This window comes from Pseudomonas sp. MWU12-2029, from assembly GCF_023242425.1.
GTDB classification, from domain to species: domain Bacteria; phylum Pseudomonadota; class Gammaproteobacteria; order Pseudomonadales; family Pseudomonadaceae; genus Aquipseudomonas; species Aquipseudomonas kribbensis.
The window spans coordinates 296,711-320,250 of record NZ_JALJDY010000004.1 but is presented as its reverse complement, the minus strand read 5'-3'; the positions used below and the strand labels follow the sequence as shown (position 1 = coordinate 320,250).

General features: G+C 61.0%; 24 protein-coding genes. 5 read left to right on the top strand and 19 right to left on the bottom strand.

Annotated features, from left to right (window positions below):
- Positions 1-16 precede the first annotated feature (16 nt).
- Genes M5B44_RS11930 through M5B44_RS11920 form a run of 3 tightly spaced genes read right to left on the bottom strand, consistent with a single transcriptional unit; the run spans position 17 to position 2,995 of the window.
- Entirely contained in the window at positions 17-898 is an 882-nt protein-coding gene (locus M5B44_RS11930) for an alpha/beta hydrolase (RefSeq protein ID WP_134827970.1), read from the bottom strand.
- Entirely contained in the window at positions 895-2,289 is a 1,395-nt protein-coding gene (locus M5B44_RS11925) for an aspartate aminotransferase family protein (RefSeq protein ID WP_085709465.1), read from the bottom strand. The genes M5B44_RS11930 and M5B44_RS11925 overlap by 4 nt, the downstream gene beginning before the upstream one ends.
- On the bottom strand, positions 2,282-2,995 hold the full coding sequence (locus M5B44_RS11920; protein ID WP_248739262.1) for an HAD-IB family phosphatase: 714 nt from the start codon (positions 2,993-2,995) through the stop codon (positions 2,282-2,284). The genes M5B44_RS11925 and M5B44_RS11920 overlap by 8 nt, the downstream gene beginning before the upstream one ends.
- A 218-nt stretch (positions 2,996-3,213) precedes the next feature.
- Between M5B44_RS11920 and M5B44_RS11915 the strand changes: the two genes are divergently transcribed.
- Together M5B44_RS11915 and M5B44_RS11910 are read left to right on the top strand one after the other, a co-directional pair.
- The gene (locus M5B44_RS11915; protein ID WP_248739261.1) at positions 3,214-3,975 is read left to right on the top strand and encodes a MipA/OmpV family protein; all 762 of its coding nucleotides are present in this window, start codon (positions 3,214-3,216) and stop codon (positions 3,973-3,975) included.
- 67 nt (positions 3,976-4,042) lie between these two features.
- Positions 4,043-4,909: a fatty acid desaturase family protein gene (locus M5B44_RS11910; RefSeq protein WP_248739260.1), complete on the top strand. Its 867-nt coding sequence runs from the start codon at positions 4,043-4,045 to the stop codon at positions 4,907-4,909.
- A gap of 45 nt (positions 4,910-4,954) precedes the next feature.
- On the opposite strand, the gene M5B44_RS11905 is transcribed toward M5B44_RS11910, so the two are convergent.
- From M5B44_RS11905 to M5B44_RS11840, 14 genes are all read right to left on the bottom strand, one after another.
- Positions 4,955-5,338, bottom strand: a complete 384-nt coding sequence (locus M5B44_RS11905) for an EamA family transporter (RefSeq protein ID WP_371856504.1) — start codon at positions 5,336-5,338, stop codon at positions 4,955-4,957.
- Between the two features lie 31 nt (positions 5,339-5,369).
- Positions 5,370-5,744 carry an EamA family transporter gene (locus tag M5B44_RS11900; protein ID WP_085730163.1) on the bottom strand — a complete coding sequence of 125 codons (375 nt, stop codon included), beginning with the start codon at positions 5,742-5,744 and terminating at the stop codon, positions 5,370-5,372.
- Complete coding sequence (locus M5B44_RS11895; protein ID WP_248739259.1) at positions 5,741-6,661, bottom strand: arginase; 921 nt, start codon at positions 6,659-6,661, stop codon at positions 5,741-5,743. Before M5B44_RS11895 ends, M5B44_RS11900 begins: the two co-directional genes overlap by 4 nt.
- 121 nt (positions 6,662-6,782) lie before the next feature.
- Positions 6,783-7,112: a GlpM family protein gene (locus tag M5B44_RS11890; RefSeq protein WP_167443801.1), complete on the bottom strand. Its 330-nt coding sequence runs from the start codon at positions 7,110-7,112 to the stop codon at positions 6,783-6,785.
- A gap of 20 nt (positions 7,113-7,132) precedes the next feature.
- Positions 7,133-8,461 carry a sigma-54-dependent transcriptional regulator gene (locus M5B44_RS11885; protein ID WP_102620771.1) on the bottom strand — a complete coding sequence of 443 codons (1,329 nt, stop codon included), beginning with the start codon at positions 8,459-8,461 and terminating at the stop codon, positions 7,133-7,135.
- Positions 8,458-10,371 carry a sensor histidine kinase gene (locus M5B44_RS11880; protein ID WP_248739258.1) on the bottom strand — a complete coding sequence of 638 codons (1,914 nt, stop codon included), beginning with the start codon at positions 10,369-10,371 and terminating at the stop codon, positions 8,458-8,460. The genes M5B44_RS11885 and M5B44_RS11880 overlap by 4 nt, the downstream gene beginning before the upstream one ends.
- Before the next feature lie 65 nt (positions 10,372-10,436).
- Positions 10,437-11,171 (bottom strand): amino acid ABC transporter ATP-binding protein, encoded by a 735-nt coding sequence (locus tag M5B44_RS11875; RefSeq protein WP_085709475.1) that lies wholly within the window; start codon positions 11,169-11,171, stop codon positions 10,437-10,439.
- Positions 11,168-11,839 carry an amino acid ABC transporter permease gene (locus tag M5B44_RS11870; protein ID WP_248739406.1) on the bottom strand — a complete coding sequence of 224 codons (672 nt, stop codon included), beginning with the start codon at positions 11,837-11,839 and terminating at the stop codon, positions 11,168-11,170. Before M5B44_RS11870 ends, M5B44_RS11875 begins: the two co-directional genes overlap by 4 nt.
- On the bottom strand, positions 11,839-12,585 hold the full coding sequence (locus M5B44_RS11865) for an amino acid ABC transporter permease (protein WP_085709477.1): 747 nt from the start codon (positions 12,583-12,585) through the stop codon (positions 11,839-11,841). Before M5B44_RS11865 ends, M5B44_RS11870 begins: the two co-directional genes overlap by 1 nt.
- 192 nt (positions 12,586-12,777) lie before the next feature.
- Complete coding sequence (locus M5B44_RS11860; protein ID WP_085709739.1) at positions 12,778-13,704, bottom strand: glutamate/aspartate ABC transporter substrate-binding protein; 927 nt, start codon at positions 13,702-13,704, stop codon at positions 12,778-12,780.
- A 342-nt stretch (positions 13,705-14,046) separates the two neighbouring features.
- Positions 14,047-15,582, bottom strand: coding sequence for a glycerol-3-phosphate dehydrogenase (glpD, locus tag M5B44_RS11855; protein ID WP_248739257.1), 1,536 nt, complete (start codon positions 15,580-15,582; stop codon positions 14,047-14,049).
- A gap of 199 nt (positions 15,583-15,781) precedes the next feature.
- The gene (locus M5B44_RS11850; protein ID WP_085709487.1) at positions 15,782-16,537 is read right to left on the bottom strand and encodes a DeoR family transcriptional regulator; all 756 of its coding nucleotides are present in this window, start codon (positions 16,535-16,537) and stop codon (positions 15,782-15,784) included.
- Positions 16,538-16,632: 95 nt separating this feature from the next.
- Positions 16,633-18,135, bottom strand: coding sequence for a glycerol kinase GlpK (glpK, locus tag M5B44_RS11845; RefSeq protein WP_085709488.1), 1,503 nt, complete (start codon positions 18,133-18,135; stop codon positions 16,633-16,635).
- A 78-nt stretch (positions 18,136-18,213) separates the two neighbouring features.
- Positions 18,214-19,065 (bottom strand): MIP/aquaporin family protein, encoded by an 852-nt coding sequence (locus M5B44_RS11840; RefSeq protein ID WP_248739256.1) that lies wholly within the window; start codon positions 19,063-19,065, stop codon positions 18,214-18,216.
- 361 nt (positions 19,066-19,426) lie between these two features.
- Here M5B44_RS11840 and ybaK point away from each other — a divergent pair, with 361 nt between their 5' ends.
- Positions 19,427-19,897, top strand: coding sequence for a Cys-tRNA(Pro) deacylase (gene ybaK, locus M5B44_RS11835; RefSeq protein ID WP_085709490.1), 471 nt, complete (start codon positions 19,427-19,429; stop codon positions 19,895-19,897).
- Between the two features lie 89 nt (positions 19,898-19,986).
- Positions 19,987-20,769, top strand: a complete 783-nt coding sequence (locus tag M5B44_RS11830; RefSeq protein WP_248739255.1) for a PhzF family phenazine biosynthesis protein — start codon at positions 19,987-19,989, stop codon at positions 20,767-20,769.
- A 44-nt stretch (positions 20,770-20,813) separates the two neighbouring features.
- On the opposite strand, the gene M5B44_RS11825 is transcribed toward M5B44_RS11830, so the two are convergent.
- Positions 20,814-21,923, bottom strand: a complete 1,110-nt coding sequence (locus M5B44_RS11825) for an ABC transporter ATP-binding protein (RefSeq protein WP_248739254.1) — start codon at positions 21,921-21,923, stop codon at positions 20,814-20,816.
- Positions 21,920-22,840: an ornithine carbamoyltransferase gene (argF, locus tag M5B44_RS11820; protein WP_085709493.1), complete on the bottom strand. Its 921-nt coding sequence runs from the start codon at positions 22,838-22,840 to the stop codon at positions 21,920-21,922. Before argF ends, M5B44_RS11825 begins: the two co-directional genes overlap by 4 nt.
- Before the next feature lie 393 nt (positions 22,841-23,233).
- On the opposite strand from argF, the gene M5B44_RS11815 reads away from it, so the two are divergent.
- Positions 23,234-23,524, top strand: a complete 291-nt coding sequence (locus tag M5B44_RS11815; RefSeq protein WP_085730176.1) for a hypothetical protein — start codon at positions 23,234-23,236, stop codon at positions 23,522-23,524.
- Positions 23,525-23,540 lie beyond the last annotated feature (16 nt).

Here is a 23,540-nt window from a genome sequence, read left to right as displayed (position 1 = left end):
TCGTTTTGCAGGCGTTTCACGCTCGCTGCCGGTATTCCTCGGTTGGCAGGGAATCAGCGGTTGGCGCAAGGTCGGTGCGGTGGTTGTTGATGAACTGCACGCTCAGTTCCACGACGCGTCGGTACTGCAGGTCGACGGTGATCATGTGATAACAGTCGTCCAGCAGGATTTTCACCACTTCGCCGCCGAGCTTGCGTTCCACGTAGTCGGCATTCCAGCGGCTGGTGATGTCGTCCTCGATGGAATGCAGCACCAGCGCCGGCACGGTGATCGAAGGCATGCGCTTGCGCACCACGGCGTTCATCCTGTGCAGTTCGCGTACGGTCACGCCTTCCATGGTCAACAGGCCGGCCTCACTGCTGTGGCCTTCCTTCATCTGCCGTTCGACGATGGCCCGCAGGCGCTCGTTCTTGATGCCGTAGGGCGGTTTCTCTTCGAACTTGCAGATGTGCACGCCGAACGGGATTTTCATCAGCAATGGCGTGAGGAACGCCAGTTTGTTGATGCTCCAGCCGTCGTACTTCAAAGTCGTGGAATACATCAGCAACCCGGCCACCTGGCCCGGGTGTTCGGACGCCACGTACATCGACATCACCGCACCCATCGACAGGCCGCCGACAAATACCTTGCTGTGCTGACGACGAATGCCGACGAAGGTCTTGCGCACGCCTTCGTACCAGTCGCGCCAGCCGGTGGCCTGCAGGTCGGCATTGCCGCCGCAGTGCCCGGCCAGGGTCGGCACGTACACCGTGCAACCGGCCTTGGCCAGTCCCACGGCGACCCGACGCAACTCCGTCGGGGTGCCGGTGAGGCCGTGGATCAACAACACCGCGACCTCCCCTGTGCCGAGAACGAAACCGGCGTCGCCTTCGCCCAGATCGATCCCGGCCGCGTTCATCGTTTCATCGCCCGGGCCAGCAGACGGTCGAGCAGGGCGATGCCCAGGTCGATTTCCGGGTAGCTGATTTCCAGCGACGGCGCGAGGGTGATCACGTTCTTGTAGTAACCGCCCACGTCGAGGATCAGGCCCAGTTTGCGGCCGTCGATCTCGATGTCGCCCTTCATGCCTTCCTCGACCATGAAGTCCAGGGTGGCCTTGTCCGGGGTGAAACCGTCCGGGGCGCAGATTTCGCAGCGCAGGGCCAGGCCCAGGCCATCGACGTCGCCGATGATCGGGTAGCGTTTCTGCAGGTCCTGCAGGCCTTCGAGGAAGTATTTGCCCTTGGCCATGACCATCGCGCCGTAGTCGACTTCGCTGGTCATCTTGAACATTTCCAGGCCCACGGCGGTGCCCAGCGGGTTGGAGGCGAAGGTAGAGTGGGTCGAGCCTGGCGGGAAGACTTTCGGGTTGATCAGTTCTTCCTTGGCCCAGATGCCGCCCAGCGGGTTGAGGCCGTTGGTCAGTGCCTTGCCGAAGACGATCACGTCCGGTTTGACGTCGAAGTGCTCGATCGACCACAGCTTGCCGGTGCGGTAGAAGCCCATCTGGATTTCGTCGACCACCATCAGGATGCCGTGCTGGTCCAGCACATGCTTGAGTTCGCTGTAGAAGTTCATCGGCGGAATCACGTAGCCGCCGGTGCCCTGGATCGGCTCGACGTAGAACGCGGCGTATTCACTGGCGCCGACTTTCGGGTCCCAGACGCCGTTGTATTCAGTTTCGAACAGACGGGCGAACTGCTGCACGCAGTGGCTGCCGTACTCTTCCTTGGTCATGCCTTTCGGGCCGCGGAAGTGGTACGGGAACGGGATGAAGTTGGCGCGTTCGCCGAAGTGGCCGTAGCGGCGGCGATAGCGGTAGCTGGAAGTGATCGACGAAGCGCCGAGGGTACGTCCGTGGTAACCGCCCTCGAAGGCGAACATCAGGCTCTTGCCGTTGCTGGCGTTACGCACGACTTTCAGCGAGTCCTCGATGGACTGCGAACCGCCGACGTTGAAGTGCACGCGACCGTCGAGGCCGAACTTCTTCTTGGCGTCCACGGCGATCATTTCCGACAGCTCGATCTTGCCTTTGTGCAGGTACTGGCTGGCGATCTGCGGCAGGGTGTCGATCTGCTGTTTCAGCGCGTTGTTCAGGCGCGGGTTGGCGTAACCGAAGTTGACCGCCGAGTACCACATTTGCAGGTCGAGGTAGGCCTGGTCTTCGGTGTCCCAGACGTAGGAGCCTTCGCAGCGGCTGAAGATGCGCGGCGGTTCGATGTAGTGAACGGTGTCGCCGTAGGAGCAGTACTTGGCTTCTTTTTCCAGAAGGATCTGGTCTTCCTGGGTAGCGATTCGAATATCAGACATGGTGGAAGAGTTCCTGGGTTTCGGTATTGAAGGTGTCGGAGTTGAAAACGGTGGCGTTGGCCGCGCTGGCTTTTGGCAGCAGCGCCAGCAGCGCCGGGAGTTCGGCGAAGCTGTCGAAGCGCGCGTAAGGGATCGCGTTGCGTTCGCAGTACTCGGCGAGGCGACCCTTGGCGAAGACGAAGTCGGCAGTGGACGACACGCACATGTCGGACTGGCCGTCACCGATCACCAGCACTCGCTTGTTGCCCGGCGTGGATTTGCATTTGCAGTTGCCGGAGGCCGCGCGGCAGGCGTCGCTGGAATGCGGGAAGTCGATGCGCCAGCTTTCGTGGTCGAGCTGTCGCAGGCGGTTGGCGAGGATCGGCAGCAGGGTCACGTAGTTGCGCGACAGGATCCGCGCGATGCCTTGCTCGATGCCGTCGCTGACCACTTCGAACGAAGCGCCCAGGCCGATGGCGTGGTCGACGAAGTCGGGGAAGTCCGGATCGATCTCGATGCTGTCGAAGAACTCCAGCAATTGGCCGGGCGTGGCCTTGACCAGCGATAGCTGGCGGCTGAGGCATTCACGGGAACCGATTTCACCGGCCAGCCACTGGTTTTCGATCGTTTCCCAACTCGGGTCGGCGAAGCGTTCGAGGATGCTGTCGATCACGTCGGTGCGGGTGATGGTCCCGTCGAAATCACACACGATATGCCAGTCAATCATCTGCATTACCTATTGGTCAGAGCGCGTTGTGTGCGCTTGCCGAGGGGTAGAGCAGGGACTGTGCCAAGTGCCATCAGCCCCTTGCCGGCGGGGCCGGTGAGGTGCTTTGGTAATTTGAAGCTACAATTTTTGTAGCTTGCTACAAACAACATGAGTGCTTGCGCGGTGGGTGGCATCCGGGGATTGATGCGCGCATGTTCAATTAAAGGAATGGCCTCATGATGAGGAAGACACTGTTTTTATTCGCAGCGCTGGGCGCTTTCTCAGCCAGCGCCATGGCGGACGGCATCACCGGGGAGGCGGGCGTGGGCCTGGGTTATCAGCCTCACGACCCGAGTGGCAGCCGTTATGAAACACGGCCGATACCGTATCTGGATCTGGACTGGGGTGACGTCAGCCTTAGCACCGACGACGGCCTGACCTGGAGCGCCTTGAAGACCAACGGCTTCAGCGCCGGCCCTTATGTGAATTACCTGCCGGGCCGCACGTCCAACGGCGAACTGCGCGGCTTGCGCGATGTGCCCGACATGGCCGAGGCCGGTGGTTTCGTGCAATACGCGCCGGCCGACTTCTGGCGGGTGTTTGCCTCCGTCGGCCAGGCCATCGGCGGCAATGGCGGGCAGGGCGGCGTGCTCGGTCGGGTCGGTGGCGAGATCGGTTATCCACTGGGCGGCGGCGTGATTGGCAGCAGCAATCTGACCGCGCATTTCGCCAACGCCCGGCAGAACAACACCTTCTTTGGTGTCAGCGACAAGGAAGCCCAAGCGTCCGGCATCCGCGCCTACAACGCCGGTGGTGGCCTGCAGAACATCGCGCTGACCCAGAGCTTCGAGTTCCCGCTTGGGCCGCAATGGTCGCTGGTGACCAGCGCCAGCTGGATTCACCTGACCGGTTCGGCGGCCGACAGCAGCATCGTCAAAAGCGTCGGCGACACCAATCAGGGCGAGGTGCAGATGGCGATCGCCTATAAATTCAAGTAAGCCCGACGGGAACTGGTCTGGCCTTTGCAAACAGCCGTGACGAACCCATTGTTTCAGGATGTTCTTCATGGCTCGCCCTGCTTACCGTTTGCTGGCCCATTCGTTGTGGGACCTGATTCCCGTGGCCCTCGGACTGGCCCATTTCGCCTTCGTGGTGTGGCTGGTCCTGGCCTTTCATGCGTTGTCCTGGTGGGCGTTGGTGCCGTTGGCGCTGGTTTACGCGGTGAGCCTGTCATGGAGCATCAACAGCATTTCCCACAACCAGATCCACAACGCCTACTTCACCCCGGCGTGGCTCAATCGGGCCTTTGACCTGCTGCTGTCGGTGACCATCGGTTTTTCCCAGACCCTTTATCGCGATATCCACAACCGCCATCACCGCGGCAACTCGGACCGGCCGGGGGCGGATGGCAAGACCATCGATCCGTTGTCGATCTATCAGCGCGGCAAGGACGGTCAGCCCGAGAATCCATGGGCCTACACCTTCCTGAGCTTCTTTCGCGACGACCCCAAGCCGATCTACGACGAGATGCAGCGCAAACGTCCCGCCGATGCGCGTTGGGTCAAGGTGGAGATCGGTGTGACAGTGGCGTTCTATCTGGGGCTGGCGATCTGTGACTGGCGGGCGGTGCTGGTGTTGCTGCCGTTCTGGTATCTGGGTCAGGCGCTGTCATCGCTCAATGGTTACTACGAGCATTTCGGCGGCAACCCGGATTCGCCCATCGCCTGGGGCGTCAGCGCCTACAGCCCGCTCTACAACCTGCTGTGGATGAACAACGGCTACCACGCCGAGCATCACTACCGGCCGAAAATGCACTGGACCCGGGTCAAGGCGTTTCACCGGGAAATCGCCGGGCAGCAGCGAGAGGCGGGGGTGAAGGATATTCCGGTGGCCCATGGCCTCGGATTTCTGGTGGCGCATCGCAAGGATTGAACCTTAAAAAAGGTGGGAGCCCGCAGGCTCCCACGACCGTTCACCTCAGTTTTCCTCGCCCTCGGCCAGCAGCGCAATGCCGCCCATGATCACGGCCACGCCCACCCAGTGCAGCAGGCTGATCTCTTCACCGAGCCCCAGCCACGATCCCAGCAGTACACCGACGAACACCAGCGAACTGAGCGGAAACGCCAGGGACAGGCTGCTGCGCCGCAGAATCAGCATCCAGACAAAGAACGCGCCGATGTAGCAGGCAATTGCCACCAGCACTCCCGGCGCCTGGGCGACGCTGAGCAGCCATTGCAGGGTGAAGTCCATCTGCCCCAGTTGATCGCCGCCGACCTTGGTCGCGATCTGCCCGCCACTTTCCAGAATGATCAGCAACGCCCAGAGCACCACGGTGCCGAGGCGGCCGTGCAGCCAATCCATCGAGCCATTCCTTTTGAGTATCAGTTGAGAATCAGGCATGGCCGACACACACGAGCATCACGCCCGCCGTAATCACCAGTGTGCCCATCCAGCGCCGGCGGCTGACGGTCTCGCCAAGGAACAGTTTGCCAGCCAGCACCACGCCGCAATACGCCAGCGCGGCGGCGGGGAACAACAGGCTCAGCGGCGCCCGGGACAGGGCTTCGAGCCAGACGAAAAACTCGATCACGTAGGCGCCGATCCCGCACCACAGCAGCGGTGCGTTGAACACCTGGCCCCAGAACGCACCGAGCCGAAAACCGCCTTCCAGTTCCGGCAAACGATCCAGGCCGAGCTTGAAGCAGAGCTGGCCGATCACGTCGAGCACGATGGAAAACGCCACCAGCAGAATCACGGTCAAGGTCATGGGAACAGCTCCTCGAACAACTCGATCAGCGCCTGATTGGTCGCCGAGTTGCGCAGCAGATCGGTCTCGCTCCAGCGTTCGGCCGGCGGCTGGTCGGACTTGGCTTCCCAGCGTTTGAACGCGTTGCTGAAGGCCGGGCGGGCGAACTCACCACAGATGTCGATGCCGATCACGCGCTTGCTGGCAGCCAGGCTGCGAATGGCCTGGAGCAAATGGCTGAGACGCATCTGGCCCTGATCCCAATTGGTCGCGGCGTCTTCGCTGGCCAGCACGTCCTTGTCGATGGTGATCCACACGGCTTGGGTCGGAAGGCTGGCGATCATCCGCTCGAGAAACGCCGACCAGTCCTGATCGGCCAGATTGTTCCAGTGCAGCAGATTCTCCTGTTGCTGATGACCGGCGCCATCGCCAACCCGGCCCCAGACTTTCGACGGCGGGTGCTGCCAGGGGAACAGCTGCAACACCCCGCGTTTGAGGGCCCCGAGATTGCCGCCCTTGATCTGCGGATTTTGCAGGTCGTCACTGCACGGGCCGAGGGTGACGATGCGTTCGATGTTCGGCAGTTTCAGGGCCTGATTGACCCACGAACCGCAATGCCGGCGGGGCGCGAAGTGCACCCAGTCGGGGTGGTTGTCGAAGTGGATCAGGCTTACCGGCTCCGGCAAATCAGTCAGGAACGCGGGTGTCAGATGGTGATAATCGCCGGAGCCGACGAAAAAGATTTCCGGCGTGGGGCCATTGTGCCGGGGCCGCTCACGCAGGCGTTCGGCAAAGCGGCGGAAGGTGCGTTCGCTGGACCAGAGCCGCAGTTTCGGGCCCAGGTCGAGCAGGTCCAGGCGCCGGGCGCGGCCGCTGTCGAGCAGCCGCGCGATGGACGCCTGAGCGGTCAGGCTGTGGTCGAGATCTAAAATATTCAAGGTCGCAATTCACCCTTGGCAGACCCTCCCAGACACCGGCCTCATCGAACATGAGCGCCGGCCGGGCGGGCTTTCGGGGGTAAATGCAAGGGACGGGCCAGACTCTCTCCCGCACGGCAGCTCAGGCGTGCAGGCGGACCCAGACGCTGACCAGCACCGTCGCCGCCATCAGCCACGCGACAGCTGCCACGGCCAGCGAAGCTTCGAGGCGCATCCGGTCGACCATCACATACAGCGTCGCCAGATAAACGAAGTAGGGAATGATCGACCACATGCCAAACACGATGGTGGTCTTCAGGTCATCGACCGAACGGCCCTTGCCGACGATGTAGTGGGCGATCAGGGCGAAAGTCGGAAACAACGGCACCAGACCGGCGATGTAGTAGTTTTTGGTCTTGGCCAGCATGGCGAGGATCACCACCACCGCCGCACCCAGAAAGGCTTTGAAAATCAGATCCACGTCGTTCTCGCTTAATGGCTCAGGCCGTATTTTTTCACTTTGTCGAACAGCGTGGTCTTGGCCATGCCCAGCTCCAGGCTGGCCTGGGTCAGGTTGCCGCCGCTGCGCTGCAGGGCATCGCTGAGCAGGTTGCGTTCGAAGGCTTCCACCGCTTCGGCGAACGCCAGACCCTGACCGCCGCTGCTGGCGCCGGACTTTTTGAATGCCGGCAAACCGAGGGCGAAGCGCTCGGCGACGTTGCGCAATTCGCGCACGTTGCCCGGCCAGTCGTGGCTCATCAGGCTCGAAAGCGTCTGGTTGTCCAGCTCCGGCAATGCGCGGTCGAAGCGCAGGGCCGATTGCTGGGTGAAGTGTTCGAACAGTTGCAGGATGTCTTCGCGGCGCTCGCGCAGGGGCGGCAGTTCCAGCGTCACCACGTTGAGGCGGTAGTACAGGTCGCTGCGAAACTCCCCGGCCTTGCTCGATTCGTCGAGGTCGGATTTGGTCGCCGCGATCACCCGGCAATCCACCGCCACGCTCTGGTTCGAACCGAGGCGTTCGAGGGTGCGCTCCTGCAACACCCGCAGCAGTTTGATCTGCAACGGCAGTGGCATGCTTTCCACTTCATCGAGGAACAGCGTGCCGCCGTCGGCGTGTTCGATCTTGCCGATCCGCCGTTTGCCGGCGCCGGTGAAGGCGTTGGCCTCGTGGCCGAAGATCTCGCTTTCGAACAGGTTTTCCGGCAGGCCGCCGCAGTTCAGCGCGACGAATTGTTTGGTGTGGCGGCGGCTGAAGTCATGCAGGCACCGGGCGACCAGTTCCTTGCCGGTCCCGGTTTCGCCTTCGATCAACACGTTGGCCGAAGTGTCGGCGACGTTGGCGATCAGTTCGCGCAGGTTCTGCATGGCCGGCGAGCGACCGATGATCCGTCCTTCAAGGGAATCGCGTTCGGCCAGTTGCCGGCGCAGGGACGAGACTTCGCGAGCCAGGCTACGTTGTTCCAGAGCACGCCGGGCCACATCCACCAGCCGTTCCGGGGAGAACGGTTTTTCCATGAAGTCGTAGGCGCCTTTCTGCATCGCGCCGACCGCCATGGAGATATCGCCGTGACCGGTGATCAGCACCACCGGCAGGCTGCGGTCCCGTTGCTTGAGGCGGGTCAGCAGTTCCAGACCGTCGATGCCGGGCAGACGAATGTCACTGATGACGATGCCGGCGAAATTGTCGCCGACCCGCTCCAGCGCTTCTTCGGCACTGCCGACGCCGATGCAGGGGATGTCTTCCAGGGTCAGCGCCTGCTGGCAGCCGAGCAGCACATGGGGATCGTCTTCGACGATCAGCACACTAAGGTCGTTGTTCATATTGGCTCGGCAGGAGTAGGGCTTACCAACGGTAAACTGAGGACGAAGGTGGTACCACCGCCGGCCGGGTGCTCGACACCCAGATGTCCGCCGGTGGCGGCGGCCAGGCTGGCGGAAAGGGTCAGGCCGAGGCCCAGACCCTGTTCGCCGGGTTTGGTGGTGAAGAACGGTTCGAACAGATGCTTGCGCGCTTCGGCGTCGATGCCGTGACCGTTGTCGCGCACTCGCAGGCGATATTTGCCGTCGAATTCTTCGCCTTCCAGCCACAGTTCCGGCAGCGGTTGTGCCTGCATGGCGTCGAGGGCGTTGCCGATCAGGTTGACCAGAATCTGTTCCAGTCGCGTCTGGTCGATCTGCACTTGTTCATCGATGAACTGACGATGCACTTGCAGCGCGGCTTTTTCGACACGGGCGCCGAGCACTTGCAGTGCCGCGTCCACCGCTTTGCCGAGGCTCGCGCGGCCCTTGTCGTCACCGCGCCGGGCGAACGAGCGCAGGCTGGCGGTGATCCGGCCCATGCGGTCGATCAGGTCGTTGATGGTCTTGAGGTTGGTGCTGGCGACATCCAGCTGGCCGCGCTCCAAGAAACGCACGGTATTGCCCGACAGGGTGCGCATCGCCGCCAGTGGCTGGTTCAGTTCGTGGGCGATGCTGGTGGACATCTGGCCGATGGCCGCGAGTTTGCCGGCCTGTACCAGTTCGTCCTGGGCCCGGCGCAGGGTTTCTTCGGCCTGACGGCGTTCGCGGATCTGACTCTTGAGCCGTTCGTTGCTGGCACGCAGGTCGGCGGTGCGTTCGGTAATCCGACGCTCCAGCTGATTGTTGGCTTCCTGCAGGGCTTCCCGGGCAGCGAGGCGGGTGGCGATGACCTTGCGCCGCTCGTTCCAGGCAATCAGCAGGAACGCCACCAGCGCAAAGGCGACCGCCACCAGGATTCCCTGATTGATTGCCTCGCGCCGCAGGTCCTGCAATGGCGTGAGCAGGGTGAAATTCCACGGCGTGTCGCTCAATGGCCGGGTCTGCGCCAGGTAGCTGATGTTCTCTTCGTCGCGGTCCTGTTGCGGCAGGACTTCGCTGTTGGCCGGGAAGGTGAGTTTCTCCACGCCTTCGGCCAGGGTTTCCCGGGCCAGCGGTTGCAGTTCGTTGAGCGGGAACCAGTAGTACTGCAGGCTGCGGGCGAGTTTTTCCTTGGTCTCGTCGCTCAGCGGTACCACGGATTTCAAACGTCGGGCCGGGTCGCTGGAGAGAATGATGATGCCGTTCTCGTCACTGACGAAGGCTTCCAGGCGCGCCCGTTGCCAGCGCTCCTCCATGGCTTCCATGCGCACCTTGACCACCGCGACGCCGATGATCTTGCCGTGTTCTTCCAGGCCGTGGGCCAGGTAATAGCCGGGCTCGCCATTGGTGCTGCCGATCCCGTAGAAGCGTCCGGGTTCGCCACGCACGGCTTTCTGGAAGTAGGCGCGGAAGGACAGGTCTTCGCCGAGGTAACTGTCGACATCGCGCCAGTTGCTGGTGGCCATGACCCGGCCGGTGGTGTCCATGACATAGATGGCCCGACTGCGGCTGCGCCGGTTCAGGCCTTCCAGGTAATCGTTGACCGTTTGCCGGTGTTCCGGGGTCGGGTCGCCAAGCAACTGCGAAACGCTCGATTCGAGTTCCAGCAGGCTGGGCAGGTAGGTGTATTTGCTGATTTCGCTTTCGACGGCGCGGGCGTTCAGTTCGAGCTGGCGCTGGCCGTTTTCACTGAGGCTGCGAATGCCGAAGCGTTCACTGATCCAGAAGCCGGCGTAACCCAGTCCGACCATCAGGATGATGATCAGCGGCGGCAGGAACAAATGGCGGATCAGACGGGGTTTCACGGCAAGTGATGGCGTGGTTGCGCGATAGAGATTGGGGTCGCATTTCATCACAGATGCCTTGGGTCAACCACCCGGATTCCCCGACAGTTGCTGTCGGGGAATCCGGCAGTTTTTTAGTGCTGCAGGATTTTCTCGAGGAAATGCTGCGCGCGTTCGGAGCGCTGGCTGATGTCGCCGAAGAACTCTTCCTTCTTGCAGTCTTCGATGATCTTGCCGGCATCCATGAAGATCACGCGGTCGGCCACTTTGCGGGCGAAGCCCATTTCGTGGGTCACGCACATCATGGTCATGCCTTCGTGGGCCAGTTGCACCATCACGTCGAGCACTTCGTTGACCATTTCCGGGTCCAGCGCCGAGGTCGGTTCGTCGAACAGCATGACGATCGGGTCCATCGCCAGCGCACGGGCAATCGCCACACGCTGTTGCTGACCGCCGGACAGTTGGCCCGGGTGCTTGTGGGCGTGAGCCGACAGACCGACGCGGTCAAGCAGTTGCAGGCCTTTCTTGGTCGCTTCTTCCTTGCTGCGGCCCAATACCTTGATCTGCGCGATGGTCAGGTTTTCGGTGATGGTCAGGTGCGGGAACAGTTCGAAATGCTGGAACACCATGCCGACGCGCGAGCGCAGTTTCGGCAGGTTGGTCTTCGGGTCGGCAATCGAGGTGCCGTCGACCACGATGTCGCCTTTCTGGAATGGCTCCAGTGCGTTGACGCACTTGATCAGGGTCGACTTGCCCGAACCGGACGGACCGCAGACCACGATCACTTCACCCTTTTTGACCTCGGTGCTGCAATCGGTCAGCACCTGGAAGTCCCCATACCACTTGTTGATGTTCTTGATAGAGATCATACGGCGAACCTTTTTTGCAGACGCTTGACCAGCTGCGAGGCGGCAAAGCTGATGATGAAGTAGACGACACCGGCGAAGATCAGGAACTCATTCGAGCGTCCGATGATGTCGCCGCTGGAGCGGGCGGAGTTGAGGAAGTCCACCAGGCCCACGGTGTAGACCAGCGAGGTGTCCTGGAACAGGATGATGCTCTGCTGCAGCAGCAGCGGGGTCATCTTGCGGAACGCCTGGGGCAGGATGATCAGGCGCATCATCTGGCCGTAGGTCATGCCCAGTGCCTGGGCGGCGCCCATCTGGCCTTTCGGAATCGACTGCACGCCGGCACGGACGATTTCGCAGAAGTACGCCGCTTCGAACATCATGAAGGCCACGATGCACGAGGTGAACGCGCCGATCGGGGTGTCTTCGCCGGTGATCCAGCGCAGCACGAACGGCACCGCCAGGTAGAACCAGGTGATCACCAGCAGCAGCGGGATCGAACGGAAATAGTTGACGTAGGCGCCAGCGAGGTTCGACAGCAGTTTGTTGTGGGACAGACGGCACAACGCAAGAATGGTACCGAGGATCATCCCGCCGACCACGCCCAGCGCCATCAGCTTTAGGGTCATCAGCATGCCGTTCCACAGGCCGGGAATGGCCGGGACGATGCCACTGAAATCGAATTCCATCATTTACCCCCCACGGAGATCAGGCCGGGCACGGAGACTTTCTTCTCGACCATGCGCATCAGCAGCATCAGGCTCATGTTCAGGGTGAAATAGATCAGGGTCGCCAGGGTGAAGGCTTCAAACAGGTTGGCCGAGAACTCGGCGGTCTGTTTGGTTTGCGCCAGCAGTTCCATCAGACCGATCAGCGAGGCCACGGAGGAGTTCTTGAACACGTTCAGGAATTCCGAGGTGAGCGGCGGAATGATGATCCGGTAGGCCTGGGGCAGCAGCACGTTCCAGTAGATCTGCGGCAGCTTGAAACCCATGGCGCGGGCGGCGGATTCCTGGCCGCGCGGCAGCGCCTGGATACCGGTGCGAACCTGTTCGCAGACCCGGGCGGCGGTGAACAGGCCCAGGCACACGACAACGCTCAGGTAGGCCGAGGTGGTCGGGTTCAGGTCTTGTTTGTACCAGTCCTGCAGGTTCTGCGGCAACATGTCGGGTACCAGGAAGTACCAGATGAACAGCTGAACCAGCAGCGGCACGTTGCGGAACAGTTCGACGTAGCAGGTCGCGATGCCCGCCACGATGCGGTTCGGCACGGTGCGCATGATGCCCAGCAGCGAGCCCAGCAGCAGGGCGATGATCCAGGCCACGACGGCGATGGCGATGGTCCAGCCCAGGCCGGAGATGAACCAGTCGAGATAGGTCTCGCTGCCCACGCCGGTGGACTTGAAGAACACGCCCCAGTCCCAGTTGTAATTCATTAGGGTCTCCCCTCGATTCGATCGATGTACAAGTGCCCGCCTGGGGAAGATCCTTTCCCGTCTGACGTTGAACGTCAGGCACACGCGATCGGCTCGAAAACCACCAGGTCGAGTGTTCCAGTTGAAACCAGCAGGTATTAACTGTCGCCCGAGGGAGGGTTGGCTCCCTCAGGTGACAAGGTTAGATCAGTGTCAGATTTTTACGTCTGGCGCAGGCTTGTCGCTCGGATTGGCGATCAGCTCTTTAACCTTTTCGCTCATCGGGAAGTTCAGGTTCAGACCCTTCGGCGGGATCGGGCTCTCGAACCACTTGCTGTAGATCTTGTTGATCTCGCCGGACTTGTAGAGCGCGACGATGGCGTCGTCTACAGCCTTCTTGAAGGCCGGATCGTCTTTACGAACCATGCACGCGTAGGCTTCGAAGGACTGTGGAGTACCGGTGATGACCCAGTCGTCCGGCTTCTTGGCCTTGGCTTCTTCGCCGGCCAGCAGGGCGTCGTCCATCATGAAGGCGACGGCGCGGCCGCTTTCCAGCATCTGGAAGGATTCACCGTGGTCCTTGGCGGAGATGACGTTCATGCCCATCTGCTTGTCAGCGTTCATCGCCTTGATGATGCGCTCGGAGGTGGTGCCGGCGGTGGTCACGACGTTCTTGCCTTTCAGGTCGGCAAAGTCAGCGTAGGACGGCTTGCCTTCCTTGTCTTTCTTGACCAGCAGACGGGTGCCGATTTCGAAGATGTTGACGGTGAAGTCGACTTGCTGGGCGCGTTCGGCGTTGTTGGTGGTGGAGCCGCACTCGATGTCCACGGTGCCGTTCTGCACCAGCGGGATACGGGTTTGCGAGGTGACCAGGTTGTACTTGGCGTTCAGGTCAGGCTTGTTCAGGTCTTTTTTCAGGGCTTCGACGATAGCGACCTGAATGTCGTGGGAGTAGCCCACAGGTTTGCCCGAAGCATCGGCGATGTAGGAGAAAGGAATGGAGCTGTCACGATGCCCGAGGGTGATGGTGCCCGAGTCGTTGATCTTCTTAAGGGTGCCGGTGAGCTCGGCAGCGAAAACTGGTGTGCTGATCAGAGCGGCAGCAATGGCTGCGCCCAGGATATGGGGAACGATGCGCATCAAATTTTCCTCGACATTGTTTTTTTTATGGAGCCGGTTGAGCGGGCCCTTTTGTGCTTCGAATGCCTGACGGCTCCTGTTGTGCTGGCGCAACAGGCATTCGTCGAAGGAGTGTAGAGCATGAGTCGTGCCAGACCAGTTGCAACAAGTTAACTGGTTGATTTTGCTGGTGATTAAAGTTTTGTGATGGTGTTTTTCAGCGTTTCTGATCCGGTTATCCGAACCGACCGACAGGTCGCGTTCGGAAAACCGAATGCCATAAGGCGGGCCTCGTTTCAGCCTGAATGCAAAAAGCCCCTGAATCTCGCGATTCAGGGGCTTTTCCTTTTACGGGCCGATCGATCAGGCTGCTTCGATCTTGCGGTTCTGCTCGACCTGGTTCAGGTACGCCGCCAGCTTTTCCTGTTCGGCCGGGGTGGTGAACAGGCCCAGTTTGCTGCGGCGCCAGAGGATGTCGTGAGCGGTGGTGGCCCACTCTTCGGCGCACAGATAATCGACTTCACGGGTGTAGAGACCGCCGCCGATGTGTTCGCCCATGTCGGCCAGGCTGTCCACGCCTTCGAGCATGCGCCAGGTGCGGCTGCCGTAGGTGGTGGCCCAGCGGCGGGCGATTTCGCTCGGGACGAAGTCGAACTTGTCGCGGATCAGCGCGCTCAAGGCCTGCGGCGTGGTCATGTCTTCGCCGCCCGGCAGCGTGGCGCTGGCGGTCCAGCTTGGGCGCATCTGGGTGAAGAACGGCATCAGTTGTGCCATCGCCGACTCGGCGAGTTTGCGGTAGGTGGTCAGCTTGCCGCCGAACACCGACAGCAGCGGTGCTTCTTCGGTGCTGCCGGACAGCGCCAGGGTGTAGTCGCGGGTCACGGCCGAAGGGTTATCGGATTCGTCGTTGCACAGCGGACGGACACCCGAGTAGGTGTGCAGGATGTCGTCACGGCTGATCTGCTTCTTGAAGTGGGCGTTGACCACTTTCAGCAGGTAATCGGTTTCGCCGTCGGTGATCGTCACTTTGGCCGGATCGCCGGTGTACTCGCGGTCGGTGGTGCCGATCAGGGTCAGGTTGTTCAGGTACGGAATGGTGAAGACGATGCGCTGATCTTCGTTTTGCAGGATGTGCGCGTGATCGCCTTCGTACAGTTTCGGCACGATGATGTGGCTGCCCTGGATCAGGCGGATGCCGTACGGCGACTCCATCTTCAGGTCGTCACGGATGAACTTGGCGACCCACGGGCCGGCGGCGTTCACCAGTGCCTTGGCGGTGATCGAAAACAGGCTGCCATCGGCGCGTTCCAGGTTCAGGTGCCACAGGCCTTTGGCACGGCGGGCGCTGACGCAACGGGTCTGGGTGTGCACATGGGCGCCTTTTTCACGGGCGGCCATGGCGTTCAATACGACGAGGCGGGCGTCATCGACCCAGCAGTCGGAGTATTCGAAGCCTTTGGTGATTTCGCTTTTCAGCGCGCTGTCGGCGCCGAACTTCAGGCTTTTCGAACCGGCGAGTTTTTCGCGCTTGCCGAGGTTGTCATACAGGAACAGGCCGGCACGGATCATCCACGCCGGGCGCAGGTGCGGGCGGTGTGGCAACACGAAACGCATCGGCTTGACGATGTGCGGGGCCTTGGCCAGCAGCACTTCGCGTTCGGCCAGGGCTTCGCGCACCAGACGGAATTCATAATGTTCGAGGTAGCGCAGACCGCCGTGGATCAGCTTGCTGCTGGCCGACGAGGTATGGCTGGCCAGGTCGTCCTTTTCGCAAAGGAACACCGAAAGACCGCGACCGGCGGCATCCGCTGCGATCCCCACGCCATTGATCCCGCCGCCAATGACGGCGATATCGTAGATCTCGGAGATAGGGGGCGTACGCAAGGTAGAGGTGGACATCGGCTGGCCTCGGGCTCTTTTGATTTTCTGTCTTTGAAATCGAACATGAATGTTCATTTGCGAAAATGGTAGCCCATAAAGACGCGCGCAGCCAGTCGACTTCGATTGAAAAAACTCATCGAAGGGCGGCTAAAAGAAAATATTCGAACATCAGATGCGCATAAGGCGCCGGTGCAGGCGCCTTATGCGGGAGGAGGAGTTAAACGACTTCCAGACGAATCTTGTTCTGGCTCAGCAGTTGCGCCAGGGCCGGCACCGGCTGCTGGTCGGTGACCAGGCAATCGATCAGGCTGATCGGACCGAGGCGGATCATCGCGTTACGGCCGAATTTGCTGGAGTCCGCCGCCAGGATCACCTGCCGGGCATTGGCGATGATCGCCTGGGACACCCGCACTTCCTGGTAATCGAAATCGAGCAGGCTGCCGTCTTCGTCGATGCCGCTGATGCCCACCAGCGCAAAGTCGACCTTGAACTGGTTGATGAAGTCCACGCTCGCCTGACCGACTACGCCACCGTCGCGACGGACATTGCCGCCAGTCAGCAGCACATCGAAATCATCCTTGGCGCTGAGCATCGAAGCGACGTGCAGGTTGTTGGTGATGATTTTCAGATGACTGTGGTTGAGCAGGGCGCGGGCGATGGATTCGGTGGTGGTGCCGATGTTGATGAACAGCGAGGCGTGATCGGGAATCTGTGCGGCGATGGCTTCGCCGATGCGTTGTTTTTCGTCGCGCATCTGGTCGGCGCGCATCGCATAGGCAGTGTTTTCGACGCTGGAATCATAGGCGGCGCCGCCGTGGTAGCGACGCAGCAGATTGGCTTCCGCCAGTTGATTGATATCGCGGCGGATGGTTTGAGGGGTAACAACGAACAGCGTGGCCATTTCCTCGATGCTCACATAGCCGCGTTCGCGGACCAGCTCGAGGATTTGCTGCTGACGGGGAGGCAGATTCATGGGGCTTCCTTTGGGCTGCCGTGCAAAATTTGCCCATGATGCCGCAGGAATCCGCTCCCGACCAGTTACATGCCGTTACCAGTCCTCAGACTGGCTTATTCAGCGTCCTCACGTTCCCAGTCACGGGTACGGCTGACGGCTTTTTTCCAGCCTTTATACAGCTTCTCTTTTGCCGCTTCGTCCAGGCTCGGTTCGAACTCGCGCTCAATCACGGCCTTGCCGCGCAGTTCTTCCAGGCTGCCCCAGAAACCGCACGCCAGACCGGCCAGATAAGCTGCGCCCAGTGCAGTGGTTTCGCGCATTTGCGGGCGCTCGACCTGAGTGCCGAGGATGTCGGCCTGGAACTGCATGAGGAAGTTGTTCGCTACCGCACCGCCGTCCACGCGCAGGGCTTTCAGGCGTTCGCCGGAGTCCTGTTGCATGGCGTCGAGCACGTCGCGGGTCTGGTAGGCGATCGATTCCAGCGCGGCGCGGATGATGTGATCCACACGTACGCCGCGAGTCAGGCCGAACAGCGCGCCACGGGCATACGGGTCCCAGTACGGAGCGCCAAGACCGGTGAAGGCTGGCACCAGATAGACGCCGTTGCTGTCCTTCACTTTATTGGCGAAGTATTCGGTGTCGTGGGCGTCGTTGATGATTTTCAGTTCATCGCGCAGCCATTGCACGGTCGAACCGCCGTTGAACACAGCACCTTCCAGCGCGTAAGCCACTTCGCCGCGGGGGCCGCAGGCGATGGTGGTGAGCATGCCGTGCTGGGATTTCACCGCTTTGTCGCCGGTGTTCATCAGCAGGAAGCAGCCGGTGCCATAGGTGTTTTTCGCCTGGCCCGGCTCGACGCACATCTGGCCGAACAGTGCAGCCTGCTGGTCACCGGCGATACCGCCGATGGCGATGCCGCTCTTGGTGCGACCGTAGATTTCCGAGGAGGCTTTGACTTCCGGCAGCATCTCGCGCGGGATGTCGAGGATCTCCAGCATCTTCGAATCCCACTCCAGCGAGTGGATATTGAAGAGCATGGTGCGAGAGGCGTTGGTGTAGTCGGTGACGTGCACCTTGCCGCCGGTGAATTTCCAGATCAGCCAGCTGTCGACGGTGCCGAACAGCAGTTCGCCGTTGCGTGCACGTTCGCGGCTGCCTTCGACGTTGTCGAGGATCCACTTCAGTTTGGTGCCGGAGAAGTACGGGTCGGTGACCAGGCCGGTGTTCTCACGGATGTAGTCTTCATGACCGTCGCGCTTGAGCTGCTGGCAGATCTCGGTGCTGCGGCGGCATTGCCAGACGATCGCGTTGTAGACCGGGCGGCCGGTGGTCTTGTCCCAGACCACGGTGGTTTCACGCTGGTTGGTGATGCCGATGGCGGCCACCTGGTCGTGATGCAGGCCAGCCTGGGCCAGCGCTTCGACCATCACCGCGCTCTGGGTGGCGAAGATTTCCATCGGGTCGTGTTCGACCCAGCCGGCTTGCGGGTAATGCTGGGCGAATTCGCGCTGCGCGGTGCAGACCACGTTCGCATCGCGGTCGAAAATGATCGCGCGGGAGCTGGTCGTACCCTGATCGAGGGCAATGATGTAGTTCTTATTCTGAATGTCGGTCATGTCGATTGCCTTGGACGAAATAAGGGTGAGTGGGCCGTGGCGCGGGCTCGAAATGGGCAGGAACCCGCGCCGACTGTTTCAAGAAGTTCTTGGTTTGCCGTCAATGGCCGGTTCTGCGTCCTTTGTAGCAGGTGTGGCGCCGGTCAGGTGACGGGCAATCAGCCCGCGATACCCGGCAGCGCCGAGGCAGGCACCGACAATCGGTGCAAAAATCGGAATCAGGAAGTACGGGATTTCACGGGCGCCGGTGAAGGAAATTTCACCCCAGCCTGCGAAGAAAGTCATCAGTTTCGGACCGAAGTCACGGGCCGGGTTCATCGCGAAACCGGTCAGCGGGCCCATCGAACTGCCGATCACGGCAATCAGCAGACCGATCAGTAACGGCGCCAGCGGGCCTTTCGGCAGGCCGTTGTTGTCGTCGGTCAGGGACATGATCACGCCCATCAGGATCGCGGTGATGATCACCTCGACCAGGAACGCCTGGGCAGTCGACAGCGCAGGGTTCGGGAAGGTGGAGAACACCGAGGCCAGTTCCAGGCTGGCGGCCGAGCCACGAACCATATGGTGAGTTTGTTCGAAATCGAAGAACAGGTTGCTGTACAGCGTGTAAACCAACAGCGCGCCGCAGAAGGCGCCGGCAACCTGGGAAAGGATGAAGAACGGCAGTTTGCGCTTTTCGAAGTCGGCGAAAATGCTCAGGGCGATACTGACGGCAGGGTTCAGGTGCGCACCGGAAACCCCGGCGGTGAGGTAGATCGCCATGCTCACGCCGACACCCCAGATGATGCTGATTTCCCACAGACCGAAGCTTGCGCCCGCGACCTTGAGCGCAGCGACGCAGCCCGTACCGAAAAAGATCAGAAGTGCAGTACCCAGAAACTCGGCCAGGCACTGGCTCGAGAGCGATGGTTGCTGTAACGCAGTTGTCATTGAAAACCTCGGTTTTTGTTGTTGTCTGGCGCGTTTGCCGACAGGGCAAGGCGCGATTTTCGCCGGGGCAGGATCCCCATCCTGTTCCCGGTTTACTGCTGGGTGCTGCGGTGACGATAATTCTTACATTATTCAGATTCGAAAAAATATAGACAAGAAACAAAGCTGTCAAAGGTCGAAAGTGAACCATCGGTCACAAATAAACTATCAGCCAGGTGAATGATTCTGCGGGGTACTCCCCGGGCAATCCCGCTGTCAGCCTGCAAGCCCCGGGAAACGTGGCGTGCAGTAGAGCCTTTTGCGTGGCGATGGCCTAGAATCCGGCGCAGGATTTTTTGTCACTGCCGAGCCCGGAGCTGCCATGACCCCTGCGTTGGACTTGTTGAAAAAAGTTCGTGCCGAACATCGCGTGCACAGTTACGAACATGACCCCAAGGCGGCGTCCTATGGGCTGGAGGCCGCGGAAAAACTGGGGCTGGAACCGGCGCAGGTATTCAAGACGCTGCTGGCGGCCAGTGAAAAAGGTGAATTGCTGGTCGCGGTGGTGCCGGTCGTCGGAAGCCTCGACCTCAAGGGACTCGCCCACGCCGCTGGAGTGAAAAAAGTGGAAATGGCCGACCCGGCCGCTGCCCAACGTTCCACCGGTTACCTGTTGGGTGGCATCAGCCCGCTGGGGCAGAAAAAACGCCTGCGCACCTTTATTGATAATTCCGCCCAAGGTTTTGCGACCATTTATGTCAGTGCCGGTCGACGTGGCCTGGAGGTCGAACTGGCGCCCGCCGTCCTCGCCGAGCACACCCAGGCGAAGTTCGCCGACATTGGTCGAGCCTGAGTTCTGTATGAGAAAAATTGACCGGTTCTGTCACTGGCGATGAACAAGCCGTAGCGGCATGCTCTTTCGACTGACACAGGGAGAAGGTTATGCAGCTCGAGTTTCATCAGGTCGACGCATTCAGCGATCGGCCCTTCAGTGGCAACCCGGCGATGGTTTATCGGCTCGACGCCTGGCTCGCGGACGACTTGATGCAGAAGATCGCCGCCGAGCACAACCTGGCGGAAACCGCATTTCTGGTGCGCGAAGGCCAGGCCTGGCATATTCGCTGGTTCACGCCGACCACCGAAGTGCCGTTGTGCGGTCACGCGACGCTAGCCAGTGCCTATGTGCTGTTCGAGATCTATAAGGAAAGCGCCGAGCGTCTGGACTTCACCTGCAAGTCCGGGCCGTTGAGTGTCAGCCGTGAAGGTGGCCGGCTGTGGCTGGATTTCCCGGCTATTGAAGCGGTGGAGAAAGGCGTCACCGTGGAGATCGAGCGGGCGTTGAATGTCCAGGCGGTGGATGTTCTGAGTTCCAACGAGCTGTTCGTGGTGCTGGAGTCCGAGCAGGCGGTGCTCGATTGCACGCCGGACATGGTCGCCCTGGCCAAGCTTCCTTGGCTCGGCGCCATCGTCACGGCCCGGGGCAATCAGCATGATTTTGTCTCGCGCTATTTCGCTCCGGCCATCGGCATCAATGAAGACCCGGTCACGGGGTCGACTCATTGCAGCCTGATTCCGTACTGGTCAAAACGTCTGGGCAAGTCGAGCCTGACCGCTTGCCAACGTTCGGCGCGAGGCGGGGAGTTGTTCTGTCGGCTGGAAGGCGAGCGGGTGAAGATTGGCGGGAATGCGACGCTCGTTGCGAGCGGCACCTTGATGCTGGGGTGAAGCCAAAAAAAGGGAGCCATCAGGCTCCCTCTTCTTTATGCGGGTCAGTGGGCAGTGCTATACCGGCGAACACCGTTTTCCACGGCCGGAATCTGCGCAGCAGTGCTGCCGGACGCCTGGAACAGCACCAGATGTTCCGCCGCCACGCGAATCCCGACATCCGCACCAACCTGATGGTCAGCATGGCTCGGGAAGATCGATTCCAGTTGCGCTCCGGTCGGCAGCTGCAGGCGATACAGAGTCGAGGCGCCGAGGAATGTCTTGCCGACGATCCGTGCTTTCAAGCCGCTGTCCGGTGCATAAACAATGTCATCCGGACGCAGCAGCACATCCACCGCGCCGCCGGTCGGCCAGGTGTAGGCGCGATTGCCACGCAGTTCGCCGAGTTCGGTGTGCACCGACTCCGGGCTGCCGAGCTGGCCGCGAATGAAGTAGCCCTGACCGATGAAACTGGCCACAAACGGCGTTGCCGGTTCGTGGTAGAGGTTGTACGGCGTATCCCACTGCTCCAGCCGGCCTTCCTTGAACACGCCGACGTGATCGCTGACGGCGAAGGCTTCTTCCTGATCGTGAGTCACCAGAATCGCACTGGTGCCACGGGCCTTGAGAATGTCGCGCACCTCATGGCTGAGCTTGCGGCGCAGTTCGCCATCGAGGTTGGAGAACGGCTCGTCGAGCAGCAGCAGTTGCGGCTCCGGCGCCAAGGCGCGGGCGAGGGCGACACGTTGCTGCTGGCCGCCGGACAACTCGTGCGGAAAGCGCTTGCCGAGGTTTTTCAGGTTGACCAGTTCCAGCAACTCTTCGACGACGCGCTCCTTGTTCGGGTGCTTGCGAATGCCGAAGGCGATGTTGTCCGTGACGCTCAGGTGCGGGAACAGCGCGTAGTCCTGGAACACCATGCCGATCCGGCGTTTTTCCGGGGCGAGGGTGAAACCGGCGCTGGAGATGATTTCACCGCCGAGCTGGATTTCCCCTTCGTGGACCGGTTCGAAACCGGCGATGGCGCGCAGGGTGGTGGTCTTGCCGCAGCCCGAGGAGCCGAGCAGGCAACCGATGTCACCGGCGTTGAGGTGCAGATTGAGGTTCTGCACCACACGTTGATCTTGATAGCCGCAAGCGAGGTTGCGCAGGTTCAGCAGTAATTCATGACTCATGCGTGGTGATATGCCGGTTCGACGAGGAACTCGAGCAGGGCCTTCTGTGCGTGGAGACGGTTTTCTGCCTGATCCCAGGCGACGGAGCGCGGGTCATCGAGCAGATCGAGGCTGATTTCCTCCCCGCGATGGGCGGGCAGGCAGTGCATGAATAACACGTCCTCGGCGGCCAGGTCGAGCAGGGCGCGATTGACCTGGAACGGCGCGAACAGCTGCAGACGCTTGGCGGTTTCCTCCTCCTGGCCCATGGAGGTCCAGACGTCGGTGCTCACCAGATGCGCGCCGCGCACGGCGTCCTTCGGGTCGCGGACGATGGTTACGCGATCACCGGCCCTGGCCACGAACTCGGGATTCGGCTCGTAGCCTTCCGGGCAGGCCACACGCAACTGGAAGTCGAACTGGATCGCCGCTTCTATATAGCTGTTGCACATGTTGTTGCCGTCGCCGATCCACGCCACGGTCTTGCCCTGGATCGAGCCACGGTGTTCGAGGAACGTCTGCATGTCGGCCAGCAACTGGCACGGGTGCAAGTCATCGGACAGGCCGTTGATCACCGGCACGCGGGAGTTGGCGGCGAATTCGGTCAGGGTGCTGTGGGCAAAGGTACGGATCATCACCGCATCGAGCATGCTCGACATGACGATGGCGCAGTCGCCGATGGGCTCGCCACGGCCCAGCTGGGTGTCGCGCGGCGAAAGGAAGATCGCCTGGCCACCGAGCTGGATCATGCCGGCCTCGAAGGAGATCCGGGTACGGGTCGAGGATTTCTCGAAGATCATCCCCAGGACGCGGTTTTTCAGAGGCTCGAACAGTACGCCGCGGTTACGCAGGTCCTTGAGCTCAACGCCTCGACGGATCACGCTGACCAGCTCTTCGGGCGTGCAATCCATCAGGGAGAGAAAGTGCCTTGCGCTCATCATTGACTACCTTTTTGCTACAAACCGCAGATGCTCAAAGCCTTGTTTATCGGAACAACGGGCGAGACCTGCGGCGTAAGCCGCACGGGGCGACGAAATAGGGGGAGGCGCGATATTGACACTAAATGTCGCGTTTTTCCAATAGGCTACGATTTTTGCGGATTTTGCGGGGGTGACGAGGTCACACGAAGCGCTTGTTTGAAGCCGGATTTCCCGACCTTTGTACACTGGCGCCGCAGGGCTTGGCAATCAGGCGGGGCGGGGATGGAGCAGACCTGGTCGGTTTGCGACCGGTCGGCCATGGAAGCGCCGGTCGGATGTCAGACCTGAAACATTTGCTAAAGCAAAGTGCTGGGTTATAAATAACTCACGAGCGACGCAGGAAGCCTCCGCATGGAATCGAAAGAAAAACTGTTAATGGAATTGCTGGGCCACACGGCACGCTCACTGACTCATCTGACCGCATCGGTCACCTCCCTGTCCTTCGAGCTGCTGCGCAGTGAAGACGAAGTGGTCAAGACCGCCGGCCGCCACATGATCGATCGCATGGCGACCATCAGCACCGGGCTCGACGAGCATTGGCGACTGATCGGCGAACTCACCGGCGTGCACGTCGCCCACGAGCAGATCGAAACCATTCAGGAAATCCAGCTGGCGGCGCCACCCCAGTTGCCCTCCAGTTGATCGCGATGAAGGGCTA

Bases quoted from the DNA above. Each gene is read 5' to 3' on its own strand.
- M5B44_RS11825 (WP_248739254.1), bottom strand. From the start codon at position 21,923: ATGAGTCATGAATTACTGCTGAACCTGCGCAACCTCGCTTGCGGCTAT.
- argF (WP_085709493.1), bottom strand. From the start codon at position 22,840: ATGAGCGCAAGGCACTTTCTCTCCCTGATGGATTGCACGCCCGAAGAG.
- glpD (WP_248739257.1), bottom strand. From the start codon at position 15,582: ATGTCCACCTCTACCTTGCGTACGCCCCCTATCTCCGAGATCTACGAT.
- M5B44_RS11900 (WP_085730163.1), bottom strand. From the start codon at position 5,744: ATGACCTTGACCGTGATTCTGCTGGTGGCGTTTTCCATCGTGCTCGAC.
- M5B44_RS11920 (WP_248739262.1), bottom strand. From the start codon at position 2,995: ATGATTGACTGGCATATCGTGTGTGATTTCGACGGGACCATCACCCGC.
- M5B44_RS11875 (WP_085709475.1), bottom strand. From the start codon at position 11,171: ATGATCTCTATCAAGAACATCAACAAGTGGTATGGGGACTTCCAGGTG.
- ybaK (WP_085709490.1), top strand. From the start codon at position 19,427: ATGACCCCTGCGTTGGACTTGTTGAAAAAAGTTCGTGCCGAACATCGC.
- M5B44_RS11930 (WP_134827970.1), bottom strand. From the start codon at position 898: ATGAACGCGGCCGGGATCGATCTGGGCGAAGGCGACGCCGGTTTCGTT.
- M5B44_RS11910 (WP_248739260.1), top strand. From the start codon at position 4,043: ATGGCTCGCCCTGCTTACCGTTTGCTGGCCCATTCGTTGTGGGACCTG.
- M5B44_RS11830 (WP_248739255.1), top strand. From the start codon at position 19,987: ATGCAGCTCGAGTTTCATCAGGTCGACGCATTCAGCGATCGGCCCTTC.
- M5B44_RS11850 (WP_085709487.1), bottom strand. From the start codon at position 16,537: ATGAATCTGCCTCCCCGTCAGCAGCAAATCCTCGAGCTGGTCCGCGAA.
- M5B44_RS11885 (WP_102620771.1), bottom strand. From the start codon at position 8,461: ATGAACAACGACCTTAGTGTGCTGATCGTCGAAGACGATCCCCATGTG.
- M5B44_RS11915 (WP_248739261.1), top strand. From the start codon at position 3,214: ATGATGAGGAAGACACTGTTTTTATTCGCAGCGCTGGGCGCTTTCTCA.
- M5B44_RS11860 (WP_085709739.1), bottom strand. From the start codon at position 13,704: ATGCGCATCGTTCCCCATATCCTGGGCGCAGCCATTGCTGCCGCTCTG.
- M5B44_RS11880 (WP_248739258.1), bottom strand. From the start codon at position 10,371: ATGAAATGCGACCCCAATCTCTATCGCGCAACCACGCCATCACTTGCC.
- M5B44_RS11840 (WP_248739256.1), bottom strand. From the start codon at position 19,065: ATGACAACTGCGTTACAGCAACCATCGCTCTCGAGCCAGTGCCTGGCC.
- M5B44_RS11870 (WP_248739406.1), bottom strand. From the start codon at position 11,839: ATGGAATTCGATTTCAGTGGCATCGTCCCGGCCATTCCCGGCCTGTGG.
- M5B44_RS11865 (WP_085709477.1), bottom strand. From the start codon at position 12,585: ATGAATTACAACTGGGACTGGGGCGTGTTCTTCAAGTCCACCGGCGTG.
- M5B44_RS11925 (WP_085709465.1), bottom strand. From the start codon at position 2,289: ATGTCTGATATTCGAATCGCTACCCAGGAAGACCAGATCCTTCTGGAA.
- glpK (WP_085709488.1), bottom strand. From the start codon at position 18,135: ATGACCGACATTCAGAATAAGAACTACATCATTGCCCTCGATCAGGGT.
- M5B44_RS11815 (WP_085730176.1), top strand. From the start codon at position 23,234: ATGGAATCGAAAGAAAAACTGTTAATGGAATTGCTGGGCCACACGGCA.
- M5B44_RS11905 (WP_371856504.1), bottom strand. From the start codon at position 5,338: ATGGATTGGCTGCACGGCCGCCTCGGCACCGTGGTGCTCTGGGCGTTG.